A 20,076-nucleotide genomic window follows, 5' to 3' on the forward strand; every position below is an offset into this window, starting at 1 on the left:
CCACGTCCACCGCGACCCCCACCACCACCCTGGCCGCCCGCAACTCCCGTCTTGGAGGCCGCCGACGAGTTGGCGGTCGTCCGTTTCAAGGGGGTGTACTTGGTGACCATATAGGAGAAGCTGCGGATCGTCGGCTTGCCGCTGACGGTGGCCGCGCCGGAGGCGGAACCACTGCTGGCGGACGCACTGGTCGAAGACGAGCTGGAGCTGGAGGAACCGGAGCTCCCCGAAGCCGAGCCGCTCGATCCGGAGGTGGTGGTCTTCGCCGTCGCCGAGCTCGAGGTCTTCTTCGTGGCGGCAGCGACGGGTGCCGATGCCGTCTGGGCCGCGGCCGAGGAGGTCTGTCCGCCGCCGGGCGTCGACGTCCCCGTTCGGGCGCCGCCCGTGCCGGTCGCGTTCGCCCCGCCGACCAGGCCGGTGATCGCCTCGACCTGGCAGCGCACCACGGCGTCGGAGGCGCTCTCGATGGTCCCGAATTCCACCACGTACTGGGAGATGTCACCCCGATCGACTGCGATCAGCTCATAGACGGGAGCTTCCTGCGAATCCAGCCACGACGGCCTGTACCCCCGGCCCCAAGCCCAGGCACCGGCCCCGAACGTCCCAAGGACAGCCAGGAGGATGCCGAGTCGCAAGCCGAGCGACGAACGAGAGCTGGGGCGTTCCAGTTGGATCTGCGGGGCGGGAATCGGTTGGTCTTGCATGGGACGTCCGAGGGGGATGTCGCGGCCGAGCAGGGTGCGAACGCGTCCCGGCGTGGGCCCGAGATCCAGGCGTGACCGAGCCACCGGCTGTCGACAAGGGGCCGATGGCGTAAGTCGTCGCATCCCGACATCTTGATTATCGGAAGTCCACGACCCGGGTCAACGCACGTCGAGACGCAATCCTGCTCTAAATCGGCGTCAAAACCCACGCCTCCGGACCGTCACGCCGTCGGAAAGTCTTGTTGCCCCCGTCGGCTAGCGTTCCGGTGGGAGCCCCGCCTCCTCGAGCGAGGTTTTCAGGACCAGGGCGGCGTCGGCGGAATAATTTCCATAGACGGTCCTGGCATGGACGAAGGCGGCTTCCAACTGGTCTTTAGGGAGCACCTCGCCGTCCGTCCCCACACCCCCGACGACGACTAGCCGGCGCGGGGCCGTCAGGCTGGCGAGTCGTCCGACGTCCCCCAACTTGAGGATCCCTGGCGCGATCAGCCCCATGCGTATGCTGCTCCATGGAAGAGGCACCGGCCCGACGAATCGCACGAGGCTTCCTTCGGCCACGGTCGTCGTGACCTTCGGCGCAAACGCCGATGCGAGGATCGCCGCCGTACCCGTCGCTCCGCGTCCATGCAGGCTGAGCGGCAAGTGCGCGAGGATCGCGTTCGCGCCGATGGAAACGCGGGCCTGGACTTCGCCAATGACTTCGATCCATTGGAGCAGATCGAAGACCCACTGGCCAATCAGAGGCCGACCTATCCAGATCCCCCATTCCGCCTCATTGTGATCGACGGCACCGGCGACCTCCGACGTGTCGGGCTTCAACCGGCCCAATGCGCGAAGTTCAACCACGAAGGTCGCATAACCGGCGCGAACCCACGCCTGGCCCATGGCAAGGGCCGACTCCGGGGTCACGTCCTCCTCGCCGGAGAGAATCACGAGACCCTGGGGCGCGACCTCCCCTTCTCTTAAGGAGGCCTCTCGCAGGAAACCTCGGAGAGAGAGCCCGGGCTCGGGGCTCATTTCGATCGTCCAGAGTCGTCGATTCGCATCGAAGGCGACTTTCGCACGCGGCGGGGCCGCCTGGGGTAGCCCGCCGAGGACCTCGTCAGCTAGCGCGGCCCTGATCGCGACGGCCTCGGCCTCCCAGGCCTGGACGTGATCGGGGGCCCGGGGGACGGCGGCGATCCGCGCGGCGGCTTCTCGATGGGCGAAAGTCGGGATCGTGACGATCGTGGCGGGGCGGGACGGCGCGTCGGGATAGCAGCGGAGCAGGGCGGGGTCCTCGTGACGGACCTCTGGCTCCGGCACCGGTGAACCGTCGCCCCTTCCCCGCAGCCACCGATCCAGCCAACCGTACATCGCCTCGCGCATCGGCCGATTGTAGTCGTGGCCGGAGTCGATCGTGACGTGACGCACTCGCTCGCCGGATCCGAGCGCCTCGAATCTCGGCCTCGCCTGGGCCAGGCTCTTGGTCGCCTCACCGACGCTGAACTGCGGGGCGTCGCGACTGGCGCTCACGACGAGCAGGGCTCGGGGCGCGATCATCGCCAGAAGGTCGCCTGTTCGAGCGTATCGCAGGCCGCCGGGAATAACTTCGCAGATGCAGCAGGCCGTCTCCAGGTAGGCCTCATAAGTTCCGACCCCGCAGACGGGGACGACGGCTTTGAGTCTGTCATCGAGCGCGCCGGCGTAAAGCGCCTGGTTCCCCCCGCCCGAAGCTCCGGTGATCGCCAGCTTCGTCGGATCGACTTCGGACCGGGAGGCGAGATAGTCCACGGCACGACGGTTGTCGTGCACCTGGAGTCCGATCAACGGCACTCCCGACGCCCATAAGGCCGCCCCCATGAGGCCGCCGTGGTACGTCCCGGGACCGGGCACGACGGCCCGCTCGCCCGAGCCGAAGGCGTCCACGCTGAGGCACACGTAGCCAAGGCGGGCCAGGCCGATGCACCGGGCCTGGACCACCGGGTCGATGCGGGCCCAGGGCCAATGGCCGTGCACGCCGAGCACGCCGGGCGCCCGACCTTCCAGTTTTCGCGGGCGGAAGAGGTTGGCCGTCACGCGGACGCCAGGCCGGCTCTGGAAGGTCAATCGCTCGATCAGGTAATCCTCGCGCTCGACGACCCCGAGGACCTCGGGATCCAGATCGCAAGGCGGAACGGAGTCGAGCCCGAAGGAAGCTCGAAGTCCCCGCTCGACGGACCGCAGTCGCGCTTCCCAGGCGTCCGGGCTCGTCGGGGCTGCCGAGCCGACGGCGACGCCCCGTCGAATGAAAGCTCCAAAGGCGGCCCGCGGATCGTCCTCGTATGTCGCCCGCATCCGATCTCCTCCCGGCTCAGGGCTCGCCCCGGCTTCGCGACCCGTGGTCCCAGGCTAGCGGTCGCCAGGGGGCCCCGCAAGCCGCCGACGGGCCCTGATTTTGATGGATGGCGTGATTCCGTGAAAGGATGAGGCCTTGTGTACGTTCCCGCTTGCGCGACCCGCGAAATCCCCCCAACCCTCGCTGACGGAATCGGTCGTCCGACTTGTGCGGTCGGACGGCTCCGAATCTTGAGGAAATCTCTGGAAACGTGGCCTACGTTTCAGGTATCGGGGGAATCTCCAAGACTTTCGGCGCGTTCGCCACAAGCATCATCCCGGTGCATGTCGCCACGATCGGAAGGCTTGGCGCTCGTCGACTCTCCTCGACGATCACTGGAATCCCCCGGGGGAAGTGTCGCGCCGGTCTGAAGGGCCGACGTCGGCGACGACTGCGGACTTCGCCACGGAAGCGGGGTTTTGGATCAGGGAGGGATGGACGAAGTCGGAAGAGGCGAGAGCCAGCGAACGGCGAATCAGGCGGAGACGACTGACTGTCGGATCGAATGGTCGAGCATGCCGGACGCCTGCGTCCGCGGCTCGCCCCACCGGTCGCGCGGTCCGGAGGATTCCCCGCGCCGATGGACTCTCGCCGAGCCCCACGACGAGCGGAGCGCATCATGTTTGGCCTTCCCAAGGGCGTGCTCGGAGAGCGGTCCTGGACGGGGTGCAGGGAAGTCGGACGGCGTCTCGGGCTGCGAAATCGTTGGGGGGCGGGTCGGGGATCGCGACGGCGGCGGCCGGCGCTGATGGAGGCGCTGGAAGATCGCACCCTCATGGCGACTGCGGGTTACGACTATCTCGTGAAGGCGGGGTATCGCTGGGCCGATCCCGCGCGAATCACTTACAGCATCGCGCCCGACGGCGTCCAGTGGATCAGCGGCATAAACGGGATCAACGCCGCCTTCGATTCCAAGCTCGGGGCTGGCGTATGGGAGCGCGAGATCGCCCGCGCCCTGGCCACGTGGGAATCGGTGGCGAACATCAACCTCGTCCCCGTCGCCGACGGCAACTACCGGGAAAACTCGCTGGGATCCTCGCAGGGCGATCCGCGTTTCGGAGACATCCGGATCGGCGGCTCGACGTACGTGGGCAACCTGAGCACCCTCGCCCAGACGTATTTCCCGCCCCCGCAAGGCACCTCGGCGGGCGGCGACGTCGATGTCAACCTGGGCATGGCCTATGCGATCGGGGCCAATTACGACCTCTACAGCGTCATCCTCCACGAGACCGGCCATTCCTTGGGCCTGGACCACCCGTCGAGTAGTCAGGTCGTGATGCGGGCCGTCTACGGGGGGGTCGTCAACGGCCTGACTGACGGCGACATCGCCGGCATCCAGTCGATCTACGGGGCCCGCCAGGCGGACATGTACGAAAGCCAGGGGTACGGCCTGAGTTCGAGCAAGCCGATCGACCTCACGAGCGTCCTGACGAGCGCCCGGACCTCGACGGCTTCCTCGGCGTCGCTCACCAAGATAGGCGACGTGGAGTGGTTCAGCTTCGTCGCGCCGAGCTACGCAAGCGGCTCGTGGCAGGTGACGGCTTCGGCCTCGAACACCAGCATGCTCAGCCCCAAGGTGATGGTCTACGACGCCGGCGGCAACCTCATGGGCCAGGCCGCCGATGCGACCAAGTGGAGCACGGACGCCACGGCCTCGATGTCCTCGATCGTCCCCGGCCAACGTTATTACGCGGCGGTGACCGGCGCCACGAGCGACGTTTTTGCGGTCGGGTCCTACAGCTTCACGGTCTCGATGTCGCAGAGCCCCTCGATCCCGACGCCTCCGGTCGCCACGCCCACGCCCACGCCTACACCAACCCCGGTCCCGACCCCGCCCAGTACGCCGGCCTCTCCGGTGCACTCCACATCGGTCACGATCGCCGCGGATCGCTTCGAGCTGAACAATTCGTCGGCCTCCGCGACCAAGCTGGGACGTCTGGCCCAGGGCCTCTTGACGGGCCTCACGCTGCCGACGGCCGACGTGGATTTCTTCTCATTCCAGGCCGGCGCCGCCGGAGTCTACCAGGTCTCCGCCGGCCGCTCGTATATCCAGGTCCTCAATTCACGAGGACGGGTTCTCGCCCAGGGTACCGGTGCCGTCAACGTCTCGGCGACCCGGAACGCCTCATTCGTCATCCGAACCCAGGCCCCGGGATCGACGGGCATCGCCGACTACACTTTGGCCATCAACCCGGTGGCGTCCGGGAAGCGCCGGCTCGTGCTGGGAAAGAGCCTCGCTCATCAGGAAACCATCGCAAAGCCGGAGGCCTTCCAGGTCCGTGCGGCCCCCGCGTGGGCCGCGGCGATGCGTGCGGCGATCGTCTGAGGCTCGAACTTCCCCGGACGGTCGCGGCGCGGGAGTTGCCTGCCCTCCTTTGAGTGAATGTCCGGCCTGTGGTAGCCTGTCCGGGACGTGGAACCGCCGCGCACCCGGGTCGGCGCGACATCGCCCCTGGCCGATTTTGGCCCGGGGCGTTCGTTTCGGCCGCGCCCCCACAGAATCAGGGAACAAGGAGCGACAGGAATGGCTGAATACACCGTACCCCCGTTGCCGTACGATTTCGGGGCCCTGGAACCGAACATCGACGCCAAGACGATGGAGATCCATCACGACAAGCACCACGCCGCCTACGTCAACAACCTCAACACGGCGCTCAAGGACCATCCCGAGTTGCAGGGCAAGCCGATCGAGGAGCTGATCGCCGACCTCAATGCGATCCCCGAAGCGATCCGAACGGCCGTGCGAAACAACGGCGGCGGGCACGCGAATCACTCGTTCTTCTGGCAGATCATCGGCCCCGGGGGCGGCGGCGAGCCCAAGGGCGCGCTGGCCGAGGCCGTCGCATCCGAGCTGGGCGGTTTCGCGGCGTTCAAGGAGGCTTTCAACAAGGCCGCGACCACGCGATTCGGGTCGGGCTGGGCGTGGCTGACGGTCGGCAAGGACGGCAAGCTCGCCGTGACGTCGACGGCCAACCAGGACAGCCCGCTCTCCGAGGGTGCGACGCCGATCCTTGGCCTCGACGTCTGGGAGCATGCCTACTACCTCAAGTATCAGAATCGCCGCCCCGAATACATCGCGGCCTTCTGGAACGTGATCAACTGGGACGAGGTCGGCCGTCGCTTCGACGCCGCGAAGAGCGGGAAATGACCGGTCGGGGCCATGTCGAGTCTCCTTGACCGGCCTCTCGCGAACGCTATGATCGGGACGCGCGGGCGCTTGCGCCCGCTGCGTCCGGTCGCGATTTCCCGGAGGGATGGAGGTTTCGTCGATGGATCGACCCAAAGTTTCCTGTTCGCGTGCGGTGTTCGGCGGGATCTTGGTCGCGGCCCTGCTCGCCTCGATCGGCTGCCGGAGCACGAAGAGCGAGGTCCCGGCCGGCAAGCCGTACGCACGCACGGGCGATCAGCCGTCGTCAGTCGGGTTCAGCTCGGCGCCACACCCAGCTCCCGCCAACACGCCCTCGACCGCCTACAACCTGGGACCCGGAGCGTCGGCCGACGATCAGCTCGCGCGGGCCCGGAACAAAGCACCGGTTTACGGGACCCCCACGGCGGGCGAGAACGTCGCGCGACCGACCGCAAACATCTACGGGCCGCCAGGAACCTCGGGCCTCGATCCGACCGCCGGCCCCAGTCCTGGTGCAATCGCCGACGATCTGCTGGACACTGGCAATTCCGCGGCCAAGTCGCTCACGCAAGACCTGAAGGCGCGTCCCCCGACGGTCGAACAATGAACTCAAGATTGCGCGTCCTGTTCGAAGACGAGCATTGCCTGGGCGTCTTCAAACCCGCCGGACAGATGACGCAGGGGACCTGGGCCCCTCCCGGCGACACGACGCTCGAACAGGACGTGCGACGCCATCTCGACCCGGCCGCGCCGGAAGCGGCTTACCTCGGAATCGTCCACCGCCTCGATCGCCCTGTCTCGGGAGTCTTGCTCTGGGCCAAGACCCCCAAAGCGGCCCGTCGCCTGGCCGGCCAGTTCGAGGCCCGGCAGGCCGTGAAGGAGTATTGGGCGATCGTCGAGACGCCCGATTCTCCGGCATGCGATGCTCGAGCGTCGCCGCTTCTTCCGGTCGGCGAGACGTGGGTCGACTGGCTGACCACCGCCGACGAGTCGGGCGTGGTGCACGTCGTTTCGGAAGGGACGCCCGGAGCTCGAATGGCGAAGACGCGGGTCTCGGTCGATGTGGCGACCCGGCTACCAACGGATCGCTGTTGGCTGCGACTCTGGCCCGAGACAGGGCGGACACATCAGTTGCGCGTCCAGGCTGCCAGCCGAGGCACCCCGATCATCGGCGACGCAATTTACGGCTCTCGCGAGGCGTTCAGCCCCGGCATCGCCCTGCACGCCCGATCGTTGCAGGTGCGGCATCCGACGACGTCGGCACCCTTGATCCTGGTCGCGCCGCTCCCGACTTCATGGTCGGTTCAAGGAATCGACGCGGGGACGGCCTCGGCCTGAAGCGCCGGCTGTCGCGGACCGAGCGCTGTTGCCGCGGACCGCCATCCCCTGGGCTCAGGTCACTCGCAGCCGATCTCGACGATTTTCAGCTTGAGCGTGCCCATGGGGATGGGGACCTCGACCTGGTCGCCGACCTTCTTGCCGACGAGGCCCTGGCCGATGGGGCTGGTGAGGAGGATCCGGTTCTGGTCGTAATCCTCTTCGCCGGGGCCGACGAGGATGAAGTCTTCCTCTTCTTCCATGTCGAGGTCGAGGACCCGGACCTTGGAGCCGAAGACCACGCGGTCTTTGGGCATGTTCGTCTTGTCGACGAGATAGGCGCGGCTGAGCTTGTCTTGCAGGTCGTTGATCCGGGCCTGAAGCATCCCCTGAGCTTCGACGGCGGCATCGAATTCGGCGTTCTCGGAGAGGTCTCCGAAGCCCCGGGCCAGGGCGATCTGCTCGGCGATCCGGGACATGTCCTCATTTTTCATCTTGTCGAGCTGGGCCTTGAGCTTCTCGTAGCCTTCCTTCGACATCGGAATACGGTCGGTGGACATGCCGAACTGCTCCCATCTTCATCACTGTTGCAGAATGCGCGATTCGCGCCGCCGGATCGCGGCGACGCGAGCGGGTCGGGGCGCTTCGCCGAGGCGGCTCTCGCCGTCGGCCGTTCGAGCTGAGCGTCGTCGTCGTCAGGGCGACGTGGTCGGGAACGACGAGATCGGGTCCCATGTCTCCGAGTTACGCCCGGGTATGCGCCCGGGGCAAAAAAAATGAGACGGCCGAGACGCGTAGATCGCATCCGGGTACGTCCATCAGCAATCAAGCCTAGTAATCCCTGTACAGCGATGCAAGCCCAACCCCTGCGATCTGGGGCGTCGCATTTCCGCGGAACCGGCCGCTGCTTTCGCGTGCGAGGCGGCCGGATGGATGGGCATTACTCGTGGCGAAGGGCTTCGATGGGATCCATCATGGCGGCTCGACGCGCGGGGTAGAGGCCGAAGAGGATGCCGACGGCCACCGAGATGCCGAACGCCAGCAGCACCGACATGCCGGTGACGAACGCCTTCTGGTCGGGGATGAAGTAGACGATGATCCGCGGGATCGCGATCCCCACGGAGACCCCCAGCAGGCCTCCGACGCCGGATAGCACGACGGTCTCGATGAGGAACTGCTGGGTGATGTCCTTCCGCTTCGCCCCAAGGGCGCGGCGAATGCCGATCTCGCGGGTCCGTTCGGTGACGGTGGCCAGCATGATGTTCATGATGCCGATGCCGCCGACCAGCAGCGAGATCGCCGCGATCGTCCCCAGGATGATGCTGAACTGGCGAGCGGCCCGTTGGGCTTCCAGCAGCAGGTCGTAGGGGACCGTCATCTCGACGTCCTTCTTGCCGTGGTAACGCTCATAGGCGGCCTTGATGACCGGTACCGTGGGCTGGACCTGATCGATGCTGGACACCTGCAGGGTGATCTGCGAGAGCTGCGTCTCCTCGGCCTCCATCGAGCCCGACCGGTTGTTGACGATCTTCTCGCCGAACCGGACGCGACAGGTGTTCAGCGGGATGTAGACGTCTTTGTTGAAGTCCTGGGCCGCGAGGCTGCCGCCGACGCCCGCCGAGCTTTCACGCTCGCGGGTCACGCCGACCACGGTGTAGTAGTCGGAGCCCAGCTTCACCGACTGACCGATCGGATCCTCATAGGGGAAGAGGGTCTTCGCCGTGGTGGACGCTAGGACGGCATAGTTCTGGTATTTTTCATTATCGGCGGCGGTGAGGAAACGACCACGCTCCATGAGAAGCATGTTGAATTCGGCGTAGTCCTGGGTCGTCCCCACCACGCGGCCGTCGAGGTAATACTGGAGGCGGCGGATCTGCTTGCGGATCTCGCGAATGGGCAAGGCTTTGCGAATCGTGGGGACGGTCGCCATGATGCGGTCGTAGTCGTCGTACTTGATGCCGTAGTTCAGGATGCGCGAGGGCCGGCCGCCGGTGGCCTGGGCCTCGTCGCTGGGTTTCACCGATCGGACGATGATGTTCGTCGCCCCCAGGGCCCGGATGCGTTCCTGGGCGTCGCGACTCGACCCTTCTGCGATGGCCAGCATCGAGATGACCGCGGCGACGCCGAAGACGATGCCGAGCACGGTCAGGCCCGACCGCAGCTTATGCAGCAGCAGGCTCTTCATGCCGAGTTTCAAGCCGCGCCAGATGCGTCGCATGGGCTCGATTCCTTGACCGACGGGGTTCGGGCGGAGGAGTAGGGGGGCGAGAGGCGAGTCGAGAGCGGCGGCGGTCAGGCCTCGACGCCGGCGGCGAGCGAGGCCCGTTCGGCGGCCTGCTGGGCGGCGATCATCCGCGGGCTGGGGCCGTCCTCGATGATGACGCCGTCCCGCATGCGGATGATCCGCTTCGCGTGCTCGGCGATGTCGTCTTCGTGGGTCACCATGATGATGGTCTTGCCCGCCTCGTTGAGGCGCTGGAGCATTTCCATGATCTCATGGCTGGTCTTGGTGTCGAGGTTGCCGGTCGCTTCGTCGGCGAGGATGATGTAAGGGTCGTTGATCAGCGAGCGGGCGATGGCCACGCGCTGCTGCTGACCGCCGGAGAGTTGGGTCGGGCGGTGGTCGAGGCGGTCGGCCAGGCCCACCATGCGGGCCAGTTCGATCGAACGTTCGACGGCCTCGGGGCTGAGCTCGCCGCCCCCCTGGTATGTCAGCGGAAGCTGGATGTTCTCCAGAACCGTGTATTGCTGGATGAGGTTGTACGACTGGAAGATGAAGCCGAGGTAGCGGCTGCGGACCTCGGACAGCTCGTCGTCGTCCAGCCGCGAGACGTCGCGGTCGCCCAGGAAGTACTGGCCGCTGGAGGGCCGGTCGAGGCAGCCGAGCAGGTTGAGCATGGTGCTCTTGCCCGATCCCGAAGCGCCCATGATCGCGACGTATTCGCCGGGATAGAAATCGACCGTGACGCCCCGAAGGGCGTGCACAGTCACCGTCTGACTGGGCCCTCCGCGGCGGAAGATCCCGCCGCCGGAGGGGGCGTGCCCCATCACGTACGTCTTTCGCACGTCCACGATCGACACGAGGGGCTTGTCGGCCGCCGGGGGTGCGTCGGGTCGGAAATCCACGGTCAATTACCTCCCCCGGGTCCGCCGGGTCCGCCGCCTGGCCCGCGAGGACCACCGCCGCCGAAACCGCCGCCCGTCCCGCCGGGACCGCCGCCTCCGGGCCCGCCGCCGCCCGCCCGCATCTGCTTCATCTGCTCGAGCTCGGCGTCGCTGAAGCCGGCCTTCTTCAGGATCTCGGCCCTTTCTTCATCCGAGGCCCCTTTCAGCTTGGCCCGATCCTCGGCGGGGATGTTCTTCATCTTTTCCATGAAGGCCCCCCCCATGGCGCCGCCTCCGCCGCGGCGTCCGGCCTTACCCTTGGCCTTCGCGGCGTCGGGCGGGCCGCCTGCTCCAGCAGGACCGCCGGGACCGGCCGGCGCGCCGGGGACGGCCTCGCCTTTGCCATCGGCCTTGGCCCAGTCCTTCTTGGCGGCCCCGCCGCGTCCGACCGCGAACAGCTCGCGCTTCTCATCGTCGCTGAGCAAGGTGATCGGGTTGAGCGCGACGACCTGGCCCTGGCTGACGCCTTGGGTGATCTCGACGTACTTGTCGTTGGTCGCCCCGAGCGCGACTTCCTTGCGCTCGTAGCCCTCTGCGCCGCGGACGGCGACGTGGTCCTTGCCCTTGAACTCGAGTATCGCCTGGACGGGGACCGTGAGGACGTCTTCCTTGCGATCGACGAGGATGACGACCTCGGCGTTCATGCCTGGGCGGAGGCCGGGAAGGGGATTCTCGATGCGGATGTGCGACGTATAGACCTTGATGTCCGAGCTGAAGAAGCTCGACGGGTCGGGCAGGGGGGCGACGTCGACGACGCTCCCCTCCAGCTCCATGTCGGCGAAGGCGTCGACCCGAATCCTCGCCTTCATCTTGCCCAGGATCTTGTCGATCTGCGACTCATGGATCTTGGCGTTGACCTGCATGTTGCCGATGTCTGGCAGGCTGAAGATCTTCTGACGCTCGCGGACCGTCGCCCCTTCTTCAATCTGGGGGGTGTTGCTACCGAAGTTGCGACCCGGGTCGTTGGCATAGACCACGAGTCCGTCGCCGGGGGCGAAGAGCTTGCAGTTGGCGATCTGCTTCTCGTACTTCGCTTCCTTCTCCTGCTCCAGCCGATAGGTCTGCTCCTTGGCCTTCTCGTCGGAGAACGCCTTTTCGACGTCGCTCCGCAACTCCTTGATCGTCTTGGCCTTGGTGAATCGTTCCAGGACGGCGAGCTTGCTCTGGGCCTGTTCCAGGGCGAACCGGGCCTTCTGGTTGTTCAGCTCCTCGGACACCTTCTGGGCTCGCGACACGTAGCCCTTGTCGAACATCCGGTTGGCCCAGTCGACGCGGTCGGCGGCGCGGGCGAGGTCGGACTCGGCCAGCTTGATCTCGCCGTTGATCGTCGCCTTATCCTGCGCGTAGATCCCTTCCTCGTATTCCTTAACGGCGATCTCGGCGACCTCGCGGGTGAGCTTGGCCTGCTGGTAAGAGGCCTCAGCCCCCTGGGTGGAGATCTTCTGGTTGATCAGGGACTCGCGGAGGGTCGCCGAGTCGAGCTCGCAGACGAGCTGGCCTTTCTTCACCGCGGTCCCCTCGGGGAGGATCGAGATGATGGTCGTCTGGCCTTCAACCTGGCAGTAGACGTCTTCGTTCTTGGCGCTTTCGAGCGAGCCCTTTTCGGTGACGGTGATCGGCAGCGGGCCGCGCTTGATTTCGAAAGGGATGATGTCGAGGGTGGTCGGGGCGAAGAATCCGCGGATGGGCTTGCTCATGCCCGGGACGCTGACCAGGGCCACGCCCCCCACCGCGAGGAGGGAGACGAGACCCAGGGCCAACACCTTGCCGATCGAGGCCTTACGGCGTCTCGGCCGCTGCAGCGGCGGCAGGTCGCGTGTCGCTTGTGCCGGGGCCGAGGCTGGGGCCTCGGTATTCTGCAGGGAAAAGTTCACTGAACGCCTCCCATTCGTCGTAAGGCAAGGTGCCGATGTCGCGGTACAGGGTCAACCGGGCGAGCTGGAAGTTCTGCCAGGTGGTCAGCAGCGCGGTCTCGCTGTTGATCAGGCCGTTCTGGAAGCCGATGAGGTTCGAGGTCTGGGTCGCCGCGTTGGCCGACTGGGCGAGGCTGTTGCCCGTCGTCGCCTGGGGCGGCGCCACGATCTGCTCGAACGCCTGGTCTTTCAGCCGTATGTTCAGCTCCAGCTGCTGCTTGGCGATCGCATAGTTGATATAGGCGACTTGCATCCCGCGGATGTCTTGTCGAAGAAACAATTTCAAAGAGTCTTCGGCGTTCTGGAGGGCCCGCCGCTGTCTCTGGTAGTTGATGATGGCCTGGCGGAAGTTGTTACGCTCGGAGAGCCGAATCAGGGGCAGCTCCGCATTCAGCACCAGACTGAGTTGGCTGGACTGAGAGTCGAAGCCGAACGGGTTGGTCGTCGTAGGCGGGGTGAGCAACTGATTCGTGACGCCGACATTGAGTATACCCTTGAGGGAATTCGCCTGGAATCGAATTTGTCGCCAGGCGTCGTAAAGCTGGGCCCGATTGTTCATCAGGTCGAGCCGGTATTCCATCGCAGTCCGGACCCCGGCCTGGAGGATGTCCTCCAGCCCTTCCTCCTCGGAGTAGGTCTGGCTTCCCTTGTAGATGTTCAGCACGGACCGACCGTCGATGACCACGTCTTCCAGCTCGGGGACCTTGCCGACGATCGAGGGCAGGTCCTTCAGGTCCCGCTTGGGGTTGCGCTGCCAGTCGTCGATCCGGTTGAAGACGTCGCGGAAGGGCTGGTAGAGGCCGAGGTCGACCGTCATCGGCGTGTCGGTCGGCATGCCGAGCTGGGTCTTGAAGTTGTCGAGGCCGTTTCGATAGTTCAACAGGTCCGAGACCAGCCGGGACCGGGCGCCGACCAGCTGCGACCGAGCCTGGTCGACCTGCAGCTGGGTGAGCCCCGACGCCTCGCCGTCGATCAGCTGCGTGTACAGGTTGACCAGCTGCTCGAAGTAGGCGACGTTCCGCTTGTCGATCTCGAGCTGGGCCGCGTCGAGCACGACGGGGATGAAGCCGATGGTCGAGTCGGAGTTGCCCGCCGTCGAGAAGCCGGCCAGGTTGAAACCGGCTCCGAGCTGCTGCACCGTGCCGCCGATCAGGAGCGAGACGATGAATTCCTGGCGGAACTTGGCGAACGCGCGGACCTGGTAAAGCAGCGAACGCTCCGCCAGGGTGAGGTTCTCGAGGGTTACGGCCCGGCCACCGCCCCGCAGCAGCGGCTGGAAGAAGGTGAGCGGCAGCGACGACGATACGTTCGGCTGGAAAGGCTTGCTGCCCACGAAGTTGAAGACGATCTGGTTGGCAAAGCCCATCAAGACGCGTCCGCCCGAACTAAGGAGCTTTCCAACGCCAGCGACCTCGCTGATCTGCCAGGTCGAGACCTGGCCGCCCGGCGAGTAGCGGGTCTGATAGTTGAAAACGTTCGCCGGATTAAGGGCCGGGAAGCCCGCCCCTAGCGGCGAGGTCGTCGGCGAGAGGCCCGCGTAGAATTGCGGCTGGAACGAGAACCGCTGGAGCGTCACCGAGAGGGCCGAGGTGTACAGGGTTTCCAGTTGGGTCTGGTAGAACCGGCTGTTGATGAGGGCCAGGGTGAACGCCTGCTGCATGTTCACCTTGTAGTGCTTGTACCCGCTCGGCAGCCCGGCCGCGATCGCCTCGTCGAGTTCGGGGATCGACGGGACGAGGATCCCCGACAACTCGGCGGCTTGGGCCTCGGTGAAAGCCCCATCGCCCCGACCCGGGACCATTTGGTTCGGCCTGGGCAGGTTCGGGTCGGCCATGTCCTTTTCCTGGGGATTGGGATCCAGGGGGATGGCCGGGGCCGGCGAAAGGGGTCGGTCCTGCGTCGAATCCTGGTATGACGAGCGGCGAACGCCGGGATCGGACGCCGCCGCGGCCGAGGCGAGTTTCGCCCTCCGGAAGCTCTCGGCGGTCCGGGGCGGCGGGATCTCCTTGTTGGACGGGGCCTTCCGTGCGTCGGCCAGCAGGACCGGAGCCGCTTCGCCCTCGCGCCGGGGCCGGTCGAGCCTGAGGGTCGTCGGGCCGTCCGGGGGCGTCGCTGGAGCCGGGGCCGAGAAGGGCGAGGGGGCGTCGGTAGGCCCGGGGGGCGTCGTCGGCGTCCCGGGTCCCTGGTCGCCGCGTGCCGCCGGGGTCGCAGGCTTGGGCCGTTTCGGCAAGGCCTCGCGCTCCTGGCTCCATTTCTCCAGCAACTCGAGGTAGCCGGTGCCCTCGGCCGGGATCAGGAGTCGATTGTCCGGAGCCTGAGGGACGGGCGACAGGGCCTCGGCGGCCGGATCATCGGGCGGCGCCGGTGGGAAGTCCTGGTCGTAGGGGTCTGCGAACCGCGACAAGGAGGGCGGCTCGATCGAGAACGTGTCCAGCCGCCATCGTGGATCGCGGCTCTTCTCGAAAACCGCCTCCGAGACGTCCTGATTGGCCCATTCCCGGAAGAACTCGCGGGTGCAGCCCGGTTGGGTGCCCAGGGCCGCCGCGAGCACGGCCGGCAGGGCGCCGTACCGCATCAGGGGCGTTCTGGGTGTCCTGAACGTTTTATCGGCCATGCTTCTTGCCTCGACGACTGGCAACTCTGTCGGACTGCCGCCCACCGGGGGCGCACCGCGCCGCGTCGTTCGCGGCTCGACGTCGGGGACGACGGCACGAGGCCCGCGAACGGGTCAAGGGCGGTCGGCGCAACGATCGAGGCGGCCTTGGCAGCTATGTCACGGGTTGTATCGGGTCTGCGGATTGTCCGAGTTGAATCGAAAGGGGATGGCGTCATCCCTCAGCCGGTCGCGACCTGGAGGAATAGGATGCAGACGAGGTCGCTTCCGGGCCGAAATTCCAGGGGTGTACAGGGGCCCTTGACGGCGGAACAGCGCCGAAGCCGCTCGAGTCGACGACTGGAGTCGTTCGATCCGGGCGAGTCTCACGAGGGACGCCCGCCGCGAGGTGCCGTGGCGAGATGACTCGTGGCGGAACGCGGATTGAAGCCTGGGAGAAGGGAGTCTCCAAATGTTGATTGGCAAGCGCGGTCCTCGGCCCGGCGCGTCGGTGCATAAACCGACGAAGTGCCTCCCGCGAGGGGAAGTCCTGGAAGCGAAGGTGCTGCTGTCGATCGACCTGGGAGGGTCGGCTCCGCCGGCGCTTCCCAACATCGCCAGCGCCAACGTAGGCATCGCGATGGTGGGGACCAGCACGCCCCTCCAAGGTGCCGGCTACAGCGTCGCCAACCTGGGCAGCGTCAACGGCTCCGGCTTCGACAGCTATCTCATCGGCGCCCCGGCGATCGACACCACCGGTTCGAATACCGCATCGGCCGCCTACCTGGTGTTCGGCTCGCAAGTGGCCTCGACCACCGGTCCCGTCACCTCGGACTGGCTCCTCAACGCGCCGAACGGCCGAGTCGGCGACGTCGCGGCGCTCGGGAGCAACGTCCAGCCCAATCCCATCACCGGGACCACGACGAACGCCTACGCCTTCAACGGCGTGACGTTCATCGCCAGCCAACAGCCCAATTCCCAGCTCGGGGCCTCGGTGGCCAACGCGGGGATCATCCGGGGGACCCAGGCGTTCCTCATCGGCGCCCCCAACGGCACCCAGGCCGGCTCGACGACCAGCGGCACCGGCACCGGGCGCGCCTACCTGGTGTACGGGTCGAGCAACCTGAGCACCCTGGCGAACAAGACGATCGACCTGGACGACCCGGCCTCGGCGGCGGCCGCGGGCATCAACGTGGTGACGTTCGTCAGCTCGGCCCTCGGGGCCCAGCTGGGGTCCTCGGTGGCCGGGATCGGCAACTTCCTCAACGACGGTTCGAACTCGATCGCGCTCGGCGCCCCCTCCGCCTCGATCGGCGGCACGGCGACGTCGGGCGCCGTCTACGTCATGAGCAGCAACAACCTGCCCGCGTCGGCCGCGACCATCGACGTCACCCAGATCGGCCAGGGCGGCGTCACCGGCCTGGTGATCTCGGGCCCCTCCGGCGGCAGCCAGGCGGGCTTCTCGGTGGGCGGCTCGGGCGGCGACGTCAACGGCGACGGGGTGGCGGACCTGCTCGTCGGTGCCCCCGGGACCGGCGGCACGTCCGGCTCGGCTTACCTCGTCTACGGCGGCAACCTGATCAGCCAGACGACCGTCACCAATAGCGTCCGGTTCCTCTCCCTGGCCCGGGTCGGGACGGCGAGCGGCTCGACGCCGGCTTCGGTGGCCGGCGCCGTGGTCGCCGGATCCACCGGCGAGCAGCTCGGGTTCGCGGTCGCCGGCGCCGGCGACTTCAACAACGACGGCTTCGGCGACATCCTCCTGGGCGGGCCGGGATTCGCGAGCCTCACGGGCCGGGCGACGCTGATCTACGGCGGTGCCAACAACGTCGTCAGCGGGAGCTTCACCGCCGACACGATCCCCAGCGGCGTCAGCTCGCTGTCCCTGATCGGCACCGCGACCGGCGACCAGGCGGGGTACTCGCTGTCGCTGGCGGCCGCCGTGAACAGCGGCCAGCCCAACGGCATCCTGATCGGCTCGCCGGGCTACCTCTCGAGCCGCGGCGCCGCGTATTACCTGCCGGGCCATGGCGGCCTCTATACGGGGACGTTCTCGCTGTCCGAAGCCGAGAACACCTCGACCCTGGCCGGCCTACTGCTGACCGCCACGACGCCGGGCTTCGCGGTGTCGACCAACGCGCCTCGATTCGGCACCTCCGTGTCGGGCCGCCTGATCGCCTCGGGCCAGAGCCGCACCGGCGACAACGACCTGCTGGGCGACTTCGTCATCGGGGCACCTGGCTTCACTGTCATCAACTCCGGCAACCTGGCCGGGGCCGGCTTCATCGTCGAGGGGGCCCGGATCGTCGTCGGCATCCCGCCGGCGTCGAACGTCATCACGACCACGATCGTCCAGATCGACAACTCGACGACGGTGCCGTTCTCGATCAGCGCGACGACGCCCAACGCGATGCAGATCGTCGTCACGAGCTCCACCACGCCCACGGGTGGGACCTTCAACCCGGCGACGGACATCGACCCGACGACCGTGACGGTCAACGGCGTCCTGTTCGCCAACGCGACCGTGGCCGCCGACCCGACGAACGCGACCCAGGCGATCATCACGATCTCGCCGCGGTCGTCGCTTAACCTGCCTTCGGGCACGTCGACCCTCGTGGTCTCGGGCCTGACCAACGCGACGGCGTCGGACCCGAACCAGCCGTGGATCGGCACGACGACCGTCAACACCGGAGGCGGCAACAACGGTGGCGGGACCGGGACGGGCGGCGTCGCCGCGCCGGTCCCCCCTGGCCTCTTCGTCCCGTCGACGTTCGTCTCGCCGTTCGGCAGTTCGTTCGTGCCGACGATCTCCGCGCTTTCCCAGTTCAACTACGCGCCGATCCCGGTCAGCGTGGCCCTCAGCCAGTACCTGCCCCCCGCGGGTTTCCGGCAGCGAATCCAGGCTTATCACGGGATGACCGTTCAGGGTCGGAAGCGGACCGCCGGCTCCGACTCGACCTCGGGTCTGGGGCCGTGGACGCTCGGCAGCAGCGTCTTCAGCCGCGGCCGCTTCCACAACGGCCAGACCTACAAATGGACGCACTCCGGGAACGTCGTGCCGGTCCAGAACAAGGTCCAGAAGTTCACGCGACGCAACAACCACCTCCCCGGCTGAGCGCCACCCTCGGGTGCCGCCAGACGGTGATGAAACGGGCCGGCCTCCCTCTTCGCGAGGGGGGCCGGCCGTTCGTCATTCGAACGGTCGCGACGACGGCCTCGAAAGGCCTCAGCCTCTCTTACGCACCAGCTCGCCCATGCGGGCGGCGAGCCGTTCTAGGGCGGGGCTGTGGTCGTAGGGATCCAGGTGGATGTTCAGCAGGCTGAAGCTGTCGGTATTGGCCCACGCTCGAGCCAGCCCCTCGTCGAGTTCGGCCACGGTGCGAACCTCGACGCCGAGCCCGGTCCCCAACATGTCCGTGATGCGATGATACTCCCAGTTGAAGACGTCGTTGAACGACCCTTCGAGCATGAACCGCTCGGTCGTGTAGCCGTGGTTGTTGAGGATGACGATGATCGGGTTGAAGCCGTGCCGCGCGATCGTCGACAGTTCCATGCCGGTCATCTGGAAGGCCCCGTCGCCGACGATCACCAGGACCCGCGAGGCGGGGTTGGCCATGTTGGCCCCGAGGGCTGCGGGCACGCCGAAGCCCATCGACGTGTAATACGCCGGGCTGAGGAACTCCGTGCGTCGCTCCATCTCGAGATCGGTGGCGCCGAAGAGCGAGTCGCCGACGTCGGCGATGACCGTGGCGCCCTTGGCCTCGTTGAGCAGCCGGTTGAGCCGCGCGAACACCTTCGATGAAGTCGCCGGCGAGTCTCCGGGGCCGATCTCGACCTCGGCGAACGGGCTCGTCCGCTTCGGGATCGGCGTCCGATTGACCGTCAGCCGGCGATCGATGAGTCCCCGGATGAAGTCGTCGAGCCGGACGTCGCGATAGTGGTGGCGGCGGATTCGCAGGTCCTCGCTCGTCGCGTCGATGCATCGCGACGGGTCGAGCTTGGCGGTGAAGACGCCAAGATTGATGTCGGTGAGGAAGCAACCCAGCATCAAGAGGCAGTCCGAGGACTCCACCAGAGTCGTGACCTCGGGCCGGCCCATGCCCCCCTCGTAGACGCCGGCGAAGAGCGGGTGGGCCTCGGCGACGACGCTCTTCCCCAGGATGGTCGTCGCGATCGGCATTCCCGCCGACTCGGCCAGCTCGATAAGCTCGTCCTGCAGGTGGAACCGATGGATCTCGACGTCGGCCAGGATCACTGGCCGCTTGGCCGAGGTCAGCAGCGCCTCGGCCTCGTCGAGGGCCTCGCGAAGCGCGTCCTGATCGCTCGCCTGCACACTCGTGCGGCGATGGTGGGGAGCGTCGGGCGCAGAGTGCAGCTGGTCGCGGGGAAGTTCCAGGTAGACCGGCCGCTTGTAGCGGAGCGCGGCGTCGAGCACACGGTCGATCTCGGCGAAGGCCGTGTCGGGGCGGTCGAGCACGGCGGAGGCGACCGTGAGGTGCTGGAAGACGTCGAATTGGGTCTCGAAGGTCTTGACCTTGTGATGCAAAAGAGGGTTGTGGGCCCGCTCGCCGACCCCCGGAGATCCGCTCAGCACGATGACCGGCGACTTCTCGGCGAAGGCCCCGGCGATGCTGTTGGCGGCCGACAACCCGCCGACGCAATAGGTCAGGCAAACGCAGCCCAGCCCGTTGATCCGAGCATAGGCGTCGGCCGCGAACCCGGCATTGTCCTCGCGGGTCGTCCCGACGAGTGTCATCGGGCTCTCTTCCAGCATCTTGTAGAGACCGAGGACGTAGTCTCCGGGGATGCCGAAGACGTGCTTCACGCCCAGCTCCGCGATCCGGTCGATGAGGTATCGCCCGACGGTGAGCGTCGGGAGGATGGTCTCTGCCATGGCAGGT

At 67.0% G+C, this 20,076-nt stretch carries 13 protein-coding genes and 1 pseudogene; 6 read left to right on the forward strand and 8 right to left on the reverse strand.

Going from position 1 to position 20,076, the window contains the following annotated elements; all coding sequences use genetic code 11:
• Window positions 1-135 precede the first annotated feature (135 nt).
• A complete protein-coding gene (locus PZE19_RS06875) occupies window positions 136-528 on the forward strand; it encodes a hypothetical protein (protein ID WP_277859833.1) in 393 nt (130 codons plus the stop codon).
• Window positions 529-959: 431 nt separating this feature from the next.
• Here PZE19_RS06875 and PZE19_RS06880 read toward each other — a convergent pair whose 3' ends face one another.
• Both PZE19_RS06880 and PZE19_RS32885 read right to left on the reverse strand, forming a co-directional pair.
• Window positions 960-2,117, reverse strand: a complete 1,158-nt coding sequence (locus tag PZE19_RS06880) for a hypothetical protein (protein ID WP_277859834.1) — start codon at window positions 2,115-2,117, stop codon at window positions 960-962.
• 216 nt (window positions 2,118-2,333) lie between these two features.
• A pseudogene (locus PZE19_RS32885) lies at window positions 2,334-3,020 on the reverse strand (dienelactone hydrolase family protein); the annotation flags it as partial.
• 815 nt (window positions 3,021-3,835) lie between these two features.
• Here PZE19_RS32885 and PZE19_RS06885 point away from each other — a divergent pair.
• From PZE19_RS06885 to PZE19_RS06900, 4 genes are all read left to right on the forward strand, one after another.
• On the forward strand, window positions 3,836-5,386 hold the full coding sequence (locus PZE19_RS06885; protein WP_277859835.1) for a matrixin family metalloprotease: 1,551 nt from the start codon (window positions 3,836-3,838) through the stop codon (window positions 5,384-5,386).
• Window positions 5,387-5,584: 198 nt separating this feature from the next.
• On the forward strand, window positions 5,585-6,208 hold the full coding sequence (locus PZE19_RS06890; protein ID WP_277859836.1) for a superoxide dismutase: 624 nt from the start codon (window positions 5,585-5,587) through the stop codon (window positions 6,206-6,208).
• 121 nt (window positions 6,209-6,329) lie between these two features.
• A complete protein-coding gene (locus tag PZE19_RS06895; protein ID WP_277859837.1) occupies window positions 6,330-6,794 on the forward strand; it encodes a hypothetical protein in 465 nt (154 codons plus the stop codon).
• Window positions 6,791-7,525: an RluA family pseudouridine synthase gene (locus PZE19_RS06900; RefSeq protein WP_277859838.1), complete on the forward strand. Its 735-nt coding sequence runs from the start codon at window positions 6,791-6,793 to the stop codon at window positions 7,523-7,525. Before PZE19_RS06895 ends, PZE19_RS06900 begins: the two co-directional genes overlap by 4 nt.
• A gap of 59 nt (window positions 7,526-7,584) precedes the next feature.
• Here PZE19_RS06900 and greA read toward each other — a convergent pair whose 3' ends face one another.
• The 5 genes from greA to PZE19_RS06925 all read right to left on the reverse strand — a co-directional run bounded on the left by greA (window position 7,585) and on the right by PZE19_RS06925 (window position 15,196).
• On the reverse strand, window positions 7,585-8,064 hold the full coding sequence (gene greA, locus PZE19_RS06905; RefSeq protein ID WP_277859839.1) for a transcription elongation factor GreA: 480 nt from the start codon (window positions 8,062-8,064) through the stop codon (window positions 7,585-7,587).
• A gap of 380 nt (window positions 8,065-8,444) precedes the next feature.
• The gene (locus PZE19_RS06910; RefSeq protein WP_277859840.1) at window positions 8,445-9,722 is read right to left on the reverse strand and encodes an ABC transporter permease; all 1,278 of its coding nucleotides are present in this window, start codon (window positions 9,720-9,722) and stop codon (window positions 8,445-8,447) included.
• Between the two features lie 74 nt (window positions 9,723-9,796).
• Complete coding sequence (locus PZE19_RS06915) at window positions 9,797-10,552, reverse strand: ABC transporter ATP-binding protein (protein ID WP_303652527.1); 756 nt, start codon at window positions 10,550-10,552, stop codon at window positions 9,797-9,799.
• An 80-nt stretch (window positions 10,553-10,632) separates the two neighbouring features.
• Window positions 10,633-12,432 (reverse strand): efflux RND transporter periplasmic adaptor subunit, encoded by a 1,800-nt coding sequence (locus PZE19_RS06920; RefSeq protein WP_277859842.1) that lies wholly within the window; start codon window positions 12,430-12,432, stop codon window positions 10,633-10,635.
• A 16-nt stretch (window positions 12,433-12,448) separates the two neighbouring features.
• Window positions 12,449-15,196, reverse strand: coding sequence for a TolC family protein (locus PZE19_RS06925; RefSeq protein ID WP_277859843.1), 2,748 nt, complete (start codon window positions 15,194-15,196; stop codon window positions 12,449-12,451).
• Window positions 15,197-15,647: 451 nt separating this feature from the next.
• Between PZE19_RS06925 and PZE19_RS06930 the strand changes: the two genes are divergently transcribed.
• The gene (locus PZE19_RS06930) at window positions 15,648-18,290 is read left to right on the forward strand and encodes a beta strand repeat-containing protein (RefSeq protein ID WP_277859844.1); all 2,643 of its coding nucleotides are present in this window, start codon (window positions 15,648-15,650) and stop codon (window positions 18,288-18,290) included.
• Between the two features lie 111 nt (window positions 18,291-18,401).
• On the opposite strand, the gene PZE19_RS06935 is transcribed toward PZE19_RS06930, so the two are convergent.
• Window positions 18,402-20,069: an alpha-keto acid decarboxylase family protein gene (locus PZE19_RS06935; RefSeq protein ID WP_277859845.1), complete on the reverse strand. Its 1,668-nt coding sequence runs from the start codon at window positions 20,067-20,069 to the stop codon at window positions 18,402-18,404.
• Window positions 20,070-20,076: the final 7 nt, after the last annotated feature.

The organism is Paludisphaera mucosa (assembly GCF_029589435.1).
Lineage (GTDB): Bacteria > Planctomycetota > Planctomycetia > Isosphaerales > Isosphaeraceae > Paludisphaera > Paludisphaera mucosa.

Coding starts and splice junctions, on each gene's coding strand:
- PZE19_RS06885 (WP_277859835.1), top strand. CDS start 3,836: ATGGCGACTGCGGGTTACGACTATCTCGTGAAGGCGGGGTATCGCTGG.
- PZE19_RS06890 (WP_277859836.1), top strand. CDS start 5,585: ATGGCTGAATACACCGTACCCCCGTTGCCGTACGATTTCGGGGCCCTG.
- PZE19_RS06895 (WP_277859837.1), top strand. CDS start 6,330: ATGGATCGACCCAAAGTTTCCTGTTCGCGTGCGGTGTTCGGCGGGATC.
- PZE19_RS06900 (WP_277859838.1), top strand. CDS start 6,791: ATGAACTCAAGATTGCGCGTCCTGTTCGAAGACGAGCATTGCCTGGGC.
- greA (WP_277859839.1), bottom strand. CDS start 8,064: ATGTCCACCGACCGTATTCCGATGTCGAAGGAAGGCTACGAGAAGCTC.
- PZE19_RS06910 (WP_277859840.1), bottom strand. CDS start 9,722: ATGCGACGCATCTGGCGCGGCTTGAAACTCGGCATGAAGAGCCTGCTG.
- PZE19_RS06915 (WP_303652527.1), bottom strand. CDS start 10,552: ATGGGGCACGCCCCCTCCGGCGGCGGGATCTTCCGCCGCGGAGGGCCC.
- PZE19_RS06925 (WP_277859843.1), bottom strand. CDS start 15,196: ATGGCCGATAAAACGTTCAGGACACCCAGAACGCCCCTGATGCGGTAC.
- PZE19_RS06930 (WP_277859844.1), top strand. CDS start 15,648: ATGTTGATTGGCAAGCGCGGTCCTCGGCCCGGCGCGTCGGTGCATAAA.
- PZE19_RS06935 (WP_277859845.1), bottom strand. CDS start 20,069: ATGGCAGAGACCATCCTCCCGACGCTCACCGTCGGGCGATACCTCATC.